Origin of the sequence: Pseudomonas sp. MYb541 (assembly GCF_037479595.1) — a bacterium.
GTDB classification, from domain to species: Bacteria; Pseudomonadota; Gammaproteobacteria; order Pseudomonadales; family Pseudomonadaceae; genus Aquipseudomonas; species Aquipseudomonas canadensis.
Map to the genome: position 1 here is coordinate 70,885 of NZ_JBBGYS010000034.1, position 8,411 is coordinate 79,295.

An 8,411-nucleotide genomic window follows, 5' to 3' on the forward strand; every position below is an offset into this window, starting at 1 on the left:
TAGGATCTCGTTATTGGCCGGAAGGCGGCTTTGGAAACATGGAATTGACGGCAGCGTCGATTTCGCCTTTGACCCCTTGGCCCATGGGCGTAGTGCCGCCCTTACCGCCAATGTTCAGGTGCAAGTTGCCCCCGGTGTTGATCTCGGAGCTGCCTTCGGAGTACACGTTAATCTGCACGCCGGTGAGGTTGATCTGCCCGCTGGCGTTGAGCTCCAGCACGCTCTTGCCACAGACCAGACGCAGGTTTTCACCCACTTCGATCAGATAGCTTTTACTGATGGCATCGGTCTTGCTGAACCCCACCATGAGCATGTCGTCATGCTTGACCGCACGCACGCGGTCGTTGCCGACCGTTACTACCTCGTCATGCCCAATGCTCTTATTCCGGTCATGCCCCACCGAATGGCTTTCATCCACCTCGACCACGATGTCCTGATTACGCTCGGCATGGATGTACAACTGCTCCAACCCCTTCTTGTCCTCCATACGGATTTCATTGAAGTTGGCCGGCGTGCCGCCCTTGCTCGAACGGCTTTTCATGCCGCTCTGGGTGGCGTTTTCCGGCAGGTCGTAAGGCACGGTCTGCTCGGCGTTGTAGACCCGTCCGGTGATGATCGGCCGGTCGGGGTCACCTTCAAGGAAGCTCACAATCACTTCCTGGCCGATCCGTGGAATCTGCATCGAGCCCCAGTTCTTGCCGGCCCAGGATTGCGAGACACGAATCCAGCATGAGCTGTTTTCGTTGGACTGGTCGTGGCGGTCCCAATAGAAATGCACCTTCACCCGGCCGTACTGGTCGGTCCAGATTTCCTCGCCTTTGGGGCCGACCACCAGCGCGGTCTGCGGGCCTTTGACGATAGGGCGGTGGGTGCTGGCCAACGGGCGGAAGCTCTGCTGGGCGTCGATGCAGGTGAGGCTGCTTTCGAACTGTGCCGAGCCCGAACCGCCGCCGCTTTCCAGGCTTTCCTGGACGATGTAGTAGCGGCAGCCGACGATCAGGTATTCGCGGTTCTGGTCCTGGCGGCTGAAGCCGGTGAGGCTGAACAAATGGCCCGAACCCAGGCCACGGGCGTTGCCGCTGAATTCGATCTGCTCATGCAGGGTCTGCAGGGCTTCGATGCGGGTGCGGGCATAGTGCTCGCCGTCTTCGCTTTGCACGTAGGTGCCGGGGTAGTCGTACAGCGGATAGTCGCCGGCAGTGTGCGGGCGAGGCATGGCCGAGCGCACGTCGATGCTGGCGCTGGGGCGCTGGAAATCGTAGTCGTTGAGCTCCAGCGAACCCGGCTGCACTTCGTGCGCCAGGTGCCAGTTGTGCATATGGTCGCGTTCGCGCTGCTGCTCGTCCTTGGGGTAGTACGGGATCGACGCGTAGCCCGGCACCGTGGTGTGGGCGCCGTAGGCATCGGCCAGCACCAGTACATGGCGGTCCTGCTCATGGCGGAAGAAGTAGTAGATGCCTTCCTGTTCCATCAAGCGGCTGACGAAGTCGAAGCTGGTCTCGCGGTACTGCACGCAGTATTCCCACTCGCGGTACGGCCGGCTCAGGGCGTCTTCGAAGTCGGAAAACCCCAGGTCGCGAAACACCTGCTTGATGATCTGCGGGATGCTCAGGTTCTGGAAAATCCGGCAGTCGGAGGTGCGGCTGAGCAGCCAAAACCATGGGCGCAGCGTCACCTGATAACTGGCGAACTGACCCAGATCGATGTTCTGGCTGCACCGCGCGACGATGCCGTGGAAGTGCCGCTCGCCACCGTCCGCCAGTTGCAGGCCCACGCTCATGGGTTTGCCGAGCAACTGGTTGAGATCGATGTTGGCGTCCAGGGACGTCAGTTGCAGCTCGTAGTTGAACAGCCTGCCCAGCTCCTCGCCACCGCCCATTTCATTGAGCAGCAGCACATCCGGCCCGAGGGGGCTGGTGATTTTGGCCAGGCGTGAGGCTTGGTTGAATAGCATCGGGCGTCCTGTAAAGGTCTTGATTACTGAAGGAACCGAATCCAATGTGGGAGCTGGCTTGCCTGCGATAGCAATTGAACATTCAACATTGATGTTGACTGATACACCGCTATCGCAGGCAAGCCAGCTCCCACATTTTGACCGTGTTCCGTCAGGTCACTCGGCGTCGCTGAAGGTGTAGTGCAATTCATTATCCCGGCTGCTGATCCGCACCCCCGCCAGCGCCTTGCCTTCGAGCATGCGCGTGAGGAACTCACGACTCATGTCCGGCAGCAGGCTGTTGGTCAGAATGGTATCGATCATGCGCCCGCCGCTTTCGGTCTCGGTGCAGCGCGAGAGGATCAGGTCGACCACCGCGTCGTCGTAATCGAAAGCCACCTTGTGGGTGGTCTCTACGCGCTTCTTGATGCGGTCGAGTTGCAGGCGGGTGATCGCCTTGAGCATCTCGTCGCTCAGCGGGTAGTAAGGGATGGTCACCAGGCGGCCGAGCAACGCGGGCGGGAAGATTTCCAGCAGCGGCTGGCGCAAAGCCTTGGCGATTTCTTCCGGTTCAGGAACGTTCGCCGGGTCTTTGCACACGTGGGAAATCAGCTCGGTACCGGCGTTGGTGGTCAGCAGGATCAGGGTGTTCTTGAAGTCGATCACCCGGCCTTCGCCATCTTCCATCACGCCCTTGTCGAACACCTGGAAGAAGATCTCATGCACGTCCGGGTGGGCTTTTTCCACCTCGTCCAGCAGCACCACGCTGTAGGGTTTGCGTCGTACGGCTTCGGTCAGCACCCCGCCTTCGCCGTAGCCGATATAACCCGGTGGCGCGCCCTTGAGGGTCGACACCGTGTGGGCTTCCTGGAATTCGCTCATGTTGATGGTGATGACGTTCTGCTCACCGCCGTACATGGCTTCGGCCAGGGCCAGGGCAGTTTCGGTCTTGCCCACGCCGGAGGTGCCAGCCAGCATGAACACGCCAATCGGCTTGCTCGGGTTGTCGAGGCCGGCGCGGGAGGTCTGGATGCGCTTGGCGATCATCTGCAGGGCATGGTCCTGGCCGATGATGCGTTTTTTCAGGTGCTGGTCGAGGTTGAGCACCGTCTCCAATTCATTGCGCGCCATGCGGCCCACCGGGATGCCGGTCCAGTCGGCGACCACCGAGGCCACGGCCTGGTAATCCACGGTGGGCAGGATCAGCGGGGTTTCGCCTTGCAGGGCGGTGAGGCGCTGTTGCAGGTCGACCAGTTGGGCGCGCAGCTCATCGTTGCCACTGTCCACCACGCCCGCCTTTTCACGCAGCGTTGCACGGGTGGCTAGCAACTCGTCCACCAAGGTTTTCTCTTCAGCCCAGCGGCTTTCCAAGGTCGCCAGACGCTCACGCTCAGCGCTCAACAGCGCCTCGGTGTTGGTTTGGCGCGCACCAATCGCAATGCCGATGGCATGCTCACGGGCGATGATTTGCAACTCGGTTTCCAGCGCCTCGATGCGACGACGACTGTCGTCCACCTCCGCCGGCACCGCGTGCAGGCTGATGGCGACGCGAGCGCAGGCGGTGTCCAGCAGGCTCACGGACTTGTCCGGCAGCTGGCGCGCCGGGATGTAGCGGTGGGACAGTTTCACCGAGGCTTCCAGCGCTTCGTCGAGAATCTGCACCTGGTGATGCTTTTCCATGGTCGACGCCACGCCACGCATCATCAGCAGCGCTTTGTCTTCCGACGGCTCGGCGACTTGCACCACTTGGAAGCGACGGGTCAGGGCCGGGTCTTTCTCGATGTGTTTCTTGTACTCGGCCCAGGTGGTCGCGGCCACGGTACGCAAGGTGCCGCGGGCCAAGGCAGGCTTGAGCAGGTTGGCTGCGTCACCGGTGCCGGCGGCGCCGCCGGCACCCACCAGTGTGTGGGCTTCGTCGATAAACAGAATGATCGGCTTGGGCGAGGCCTGCACGTCTTCGATAACCTGACGCAGGCGCTGTTCGAACTCGCCTTTCATGCTCGCGCCGGCTTGCAGCAGGCCTACATCGAGGCTGCGCAGTTCCACGTCTTTCAAGGCTGGCGGCACGTCGCCGGCGACGATACGCAGGGCGAAGCCTTCGACCACGGCGGTCTTGCCCACCCCGGCTTCACCGGTGAGGATCGGGTTGTTCTGGCGACGACGCATAAGAATGTCGACCAGTTGGCGGATCTCTTCATCACGGCCAACAATCGGGTCGAGCTTGCCACTGCGGGCCTGTTCGGTCAGGTCGACCGTGAAGCGCTTGAGGGCTTCCTGCTTGCCCATCGCGCTCGGTGCCATGGCACCGCTGGCTTCACCGGGCACGGCACCGGCATTGAAACCATCACTGGCGCTCAGCGCGTTCTCCGGCGAATCACCGACGTACTCGTCGAAACGCTCGCTCAGGGCCTCGGCCTTGATCTTGTCGAACTCGGCAGACAAGCCCAACAGCGCATGGCGCAGGCTTGGCGTCTTCAGGATACCGAGTACCAGGTAGCCGGTACGCACCTGGCTTTCACCAAACATCAGGCTGCCGTAGACCCAACCGCGTTCCACGGCTTCTTCCACATGGGAGGACAGGTCGGTGATCGACGTCGAGCCACGCGGCAAACGGTCCAGCGCTTCGGTCAGGTCACGGGCCAGGCGCGCCGGCTCCACGTTGAACTGACGGATGATGCGGTGCAGGTCCGAGTCCTGCAATTGCAGCAACTGGTGGAACCAGTGGGCCAGTTCCACATACGGGTTGCCCCGCAGTTTGCAGAACACGGTGGCGGCTTCGATGGCCTTGTAGGCCACGCTGTTGAGTTTGCCGAACAGTGCGGCGCGACTGATTTCACCCATGCTCTGGATTCCTTGAGGTGGTGGCGTGATCGGCGTAATGCCGGGCCAGGATTAGGTCGTTGGCGTCATGCTCGGGCTTGCCGAGCCAGGTGTTGAAGCCCAGGCGGAACTGACCATTGAGTTGCAGCGCCGGCACTTCGGGTTGTTGCAAAACCAGGTTGAGGTCCCAGTCCAGTTCATGGCCCAGGTACTCGGCCACCCACGCCACCAACTCGTTGAACGGCTGGTGGCCAGGCAGCATGCCCATGTAGTCATCCAGCGTGAGCGGCCCCAGGCGGATGCGGAATTTGTGTTGGCGGTCCCACACGAAACTGCCCAGGCAAAAGTTCACGCCCAGGCGGTTGGCGCTCACGCTGACGCGGCTGCGCTCGGGCAGCTCCAGCCATTGGCCGACGTACTCTTCAATCTCCACCGGCAGGCCGAAGTACTCGCTGAGAATGGCTTTCAGGCCGTCTGGATAGCGGGTTTGCGCCGACAGGTGGCCGCTGTAATGCAGCTTCGCGGTGTCCGGGATGAGCCCCTGATTCAGCAGGCTCGGCATGCCCCGTCCACTCAGGGCGGCGAGGCGCGCGGACCAGTAATCATCGTCAGGACGGTCGTGGCTGACTGTCGGCCGCGCCTCGGCCCAGGCCCGGTAAAACAGGCTGAGCAGGCGATGGTGGAACACATCGAGGAACTGTTTGCTGGTGCTGTCGGCGTTGTTGCGCTGACGCTCGCGCACGTACTCGGTGATGTGCAGCGGCAGCGGGCCATTGGGGCCGCCAAGGCCGAAGAAGAATTGCTCCAGCCGCGCCGGCTTGCCGTCGCCACCGGGATCGACCGAGGCCAGGGTGGCCGGCGCAAAGGTGCAATCGGCCTGTTGCCCCAGGCGCAGCGGGTCATCCGCCAGGCGCAGGGAATGGCCCAGGCGCGGCAGGTCTGGCGATTCGCACTCGATACGGCGCAGCGCCTGGAAGAAATCGTATTCCCAGGGCTCCTGATGCATCGCATCCAGGGTACTCACAGGGTCGGACGACGTCCGGGCTTGGCTTTCCATCGCATGATCTCGCCGCGTTCGGTGGTACGGATCACCGTCTCGGTAAAACTGTTGATCGACACGTAGCGTGCCAGGAAGCGTTCCAGCACCGCACCGAGCAGGAACACGCCGGTGCCGCGAAACGCGTTTTCATCGAATTCCAAGGTGATTTCCAGGCCACGGCCAAACACGATCGGGCCGGGCATCGGCAAACGTCGGGTCACGGCTTTGCTGCTGACCTCGCGCAGGCCTTCGATCTGCAACTGCAGGGCGGCGTCGTTGCTGTCGCCGTACAGGCGCAGCAGTTCGCGTAAGGCCGCCGCGCCTTGGCCCTGTTCGCTCAGGGACAGGTAGTTGAGCGACAACTGGCTGATCAAGCGCCAGGCCTTGGCGTCATGGGCATGGCTGGCGCGTGGGCGGCTCGGGCCTGCCACACAACGCACGGACAGCACCGGGGCGCTGTCGGCCAGGGTGAAGTCGGTCTTGCCGTTGCCGATGCTCATGAACAGGGGCAAGTCGCGGTTAGTGCAAAGCGCAGTCACGCCGAGTTGGCGCAAGTCATGGCCGTAGGGCGATTGGCGACTGTCCACCAGGCTGACAAAGGTCTCACTGCCCACATAGGTGGAGCGTGGGCCGTTGCGGCGCTGGTCGCTGGATAAGACGCGGGGCTCCCGGCGTACGGTGTAATACGCCTGGTCGCGGCCGTAGCGTGATGGATCACGCACGGCATAGAACGGCAAAAACGGCTGCTCCGGCCCGGTACCGTGACCGGTGATGCCGCTCAACGAGTGAATCTCGAAGTCCATCGGCCGCGTGCGGTCGGCGATCACATGGTGTTCGTTGACCCGGTCGGACAAGTGGATGCGGTCCACGCGCTTGGGGAACAGGTTGATTGCTGGCGTGCAGAACGGCAGGAACTGCGCCGCGCCGACGCTGCCTTCCAGGCTCGGCTCATGACGGTCGAACAACACGATCAATTCCAGCTCCTGGCCATCGCAGCGTTTGACCGCACGGCTCAGTTCAGCGAACTCGACGAACAGGTAACGGTGGGGCAGGGCGAAGTATTCCTGCAACAGGCGATAGCCCTGGAACGCGCGTGCGACCACCGGCATGGCGGCGTCGGCATCGTCAAAACCACGGGAGCGCAGTGCATCCTGCGCCAGGCGCTCGACCCAATCGCCACCCGGCTTGCGTGCAAACACCGCGCAGGCATTGCCCAGCAGTTGTTCGTAGAGGCGGAATGGTTGCTCGTCGGCACCGCTGAGGTAGAGCGGCAGGTTATCCAGGTCAAGGCTGTTGAACGGCAATTCGGCGCCGGTGCGCAGGGTCAGGCGCAGGCCGGCCTTGGCTTTTGGCTCACTGGCGGCCAGGCGACCCAGCACGGCGGCAGGGTTGCCGAAGTATTCGGCATTGCTGACCTGCAACGGCCACAGCGTCACCGGGTGCGCGGTGCGGTACTCGCAGCAGGTCTGGGTTTCGCGGCCCAGCGCAGCGCGCAATACGGTGTCGCGAGGCAGCGGGAAACCACTGGCCAGCGAACCTTCATCCGGGTCGGTCTGCAATTGCACCACGGTCATCGACGGCGTGGGTGCCAGGTAATGCGGGTAGGCGATTTCCAGCAGGTTGTGGGTGAAGGTCGGGTACTCGGCGTCGAGCTTGAGCTGCACGCGGGCCGTGAGGTAGGCAAAGCCTTCGAGCAAACGTTCGACGTACGGGTCGGCGCAGTCCATGCCGGACAGGGTCAGCCGACTGGCGATCTTCGGATATTCCTTGGCGAACTCGGCGGCGCTTTCGCGCACGTGGTGCAGTTCCTGGTTGTACAGCTCCAGCAGGCGCGGGTTCATGGGCGCCTCCGCTGGTCAGCGTTGACCACGCGTACGTGGCCCGATTCCAGGTCCAGGTCGGTTTGCAGCAGCAGGCGCAACGGCACGGGCTGTGCCCACAGGTCGCCTTCGATCTCGAAACTCAGCGCGTTATGGTTCATCTCGCCATGGCCGACACGGGCTTTGACCCGCAAGGTATGGCGCAGGATGCGCGGTTCAAAGGTAGCGATGGCCTGGTAGATCAACGCTTCCAGGGCCTTGATATCCACACTTGAAACACTGTTGCCCGCCAGCGCCGGCAGGCCGTAGTTGACCACCGAAGTACCGGCCGGTGTGTGCAGCGTGGCATCGGCATCGAGCAACGACGTGGTGTTGAGCAGCCACGCCAGGTCGCGCAGCACCGAGGCTTTCAATTGGGTCAGGGACAGCACGCGTTTGTCGGCGCTTTCCTTGGGGTTGGTTGGATCGTCGTCAGTCAACCGGTCCAACAGGGACGGTTGCAGACGGTCGCGGGAAGCGATTTCAGTGACCACCAAAGCGGCTCCACGGACGGGTGTGAGAGGGACAAGTGGGTTGTGGGGGGGGGGGGGGGGCCCCCCCCCCCCCCCCGGGGGGGGGGGGGGGGGGGGGGCGGCGCCCGGGCGGCCGCGGGGGGGGGGGGGGGGGGGGGGGGGGGGGCGGGGGGGGCGCGGGCGGGGGGGGGGGGGGGGGGGGGGGGGGGGGGGGGGTGGTTTGGGTGGGGGGGGGGGGGGGGGGGGGGCGGGGCCCCCCCCCCCCCCCCGGGGGGGGGGCCCCCCCC

Annotated in this window: 5 protein-coding genes; all 5 read right to left on the reverse strand. The window is 63.6% G+C overall.

Annotated features, from left to right (window positions below):
• Window positions 1-10 precede the first annotated feature (10 nt).
• Window positions 11-1,954 (reverse strand): type VI secretion system Vgr family protein, encoded by a 1,944-nt coding sequence (locus tag WH299_RS20660; RefSeq protein WP_339551157.1) that lies wholly within the window; start codon window positions 1,952-1,954, stop codon window positions 11-13.
• Window positions 1,955-2,110: 156 nt separating this feature from the next.
• Window positions 2,111-4,774, reverse strand: a complete 2,664-nt coding sequence (gene tssH / locus WH299_RS20665; RefSeq protein ID WP_339551159.1) for a type VI secretion system ATPase TssH — start codon at window positions 4,772-4,774, stop codon at window positions 2,111-2,113.
• The gene (gene tssG, locus WH299_RS20670) at window positions 4,767-5,810 is read right to left on the reverse strand and encodes a type VI secretion system baseplate subunit TssG (RefSeq protein WP_339551160.1); all 1,044 of its coding nucleotides are present in this window, start codon (window positions 5,808-5,810) and stop codon (window positions 4,767-4,769) included. Before tssG ends, tssH begins: the two co-directional genes overlap by 8 nt.
• Entirely contained in the window at window positions 5,774-7,633 is a 1,860-nt protein-coding gene (gene tssF, locus WH299_RS20675; RefSeq protein WP_339551161.1) for a type VI secretion system baseplate subunit TssF, read from the reverse strand. Before tssF ends, tssG begins: the two co-directional genes overlap by 37 nt.
• Window positions 7,630-8,145 (reverse strand): type VI secretion system baseplate subunit TssE, encoded by a 516-nt coding sequence (tssE, locus tag WH299_RS20680; protein ID WP_005792513.1) that lies wholly within the window; start codon window positions 8,143-8,145, stop codon window positions 7,630-7,632. Before tssE ends, tssF begins: the two co-directional genes overlap by 4 nt.
• Between the last annotated feature and the right edge of the window lie 266 nt (window positions 8,146-8,411).

Excerpts from the sequence above, each read along its gene's own strand:
- WH299_RS20660 (WP_339551157.1), bottom strand. The coding sequence starts at position 1,954 with ATGCTATTCAACCAAGCCTCACGCCTGGCCAAAATCACCAGCCCCCTC.
- tssH (WP_339551159.1), bottom strand. The coding sequence starts at position 4,774 with ATGGGTGAAATCAGTCGCGCCGCACTGTTCGGCAAACTCAACAGCGTG.
- tssG (WP_339551160.1), bottom strand. The coding sequence starts at position 5,810 with ATGGAAAGCCAAGCCCGGACGTCGTCCGACCCTGTGAGTACCCTGGAT.
- tssF (WP_339551161.1), bottom strand. The coding sequence starts at position 7,633 with ATGAACCCGCGCCTGCTGGAGCTGTACAACCAGGAACTGCACCACGTG.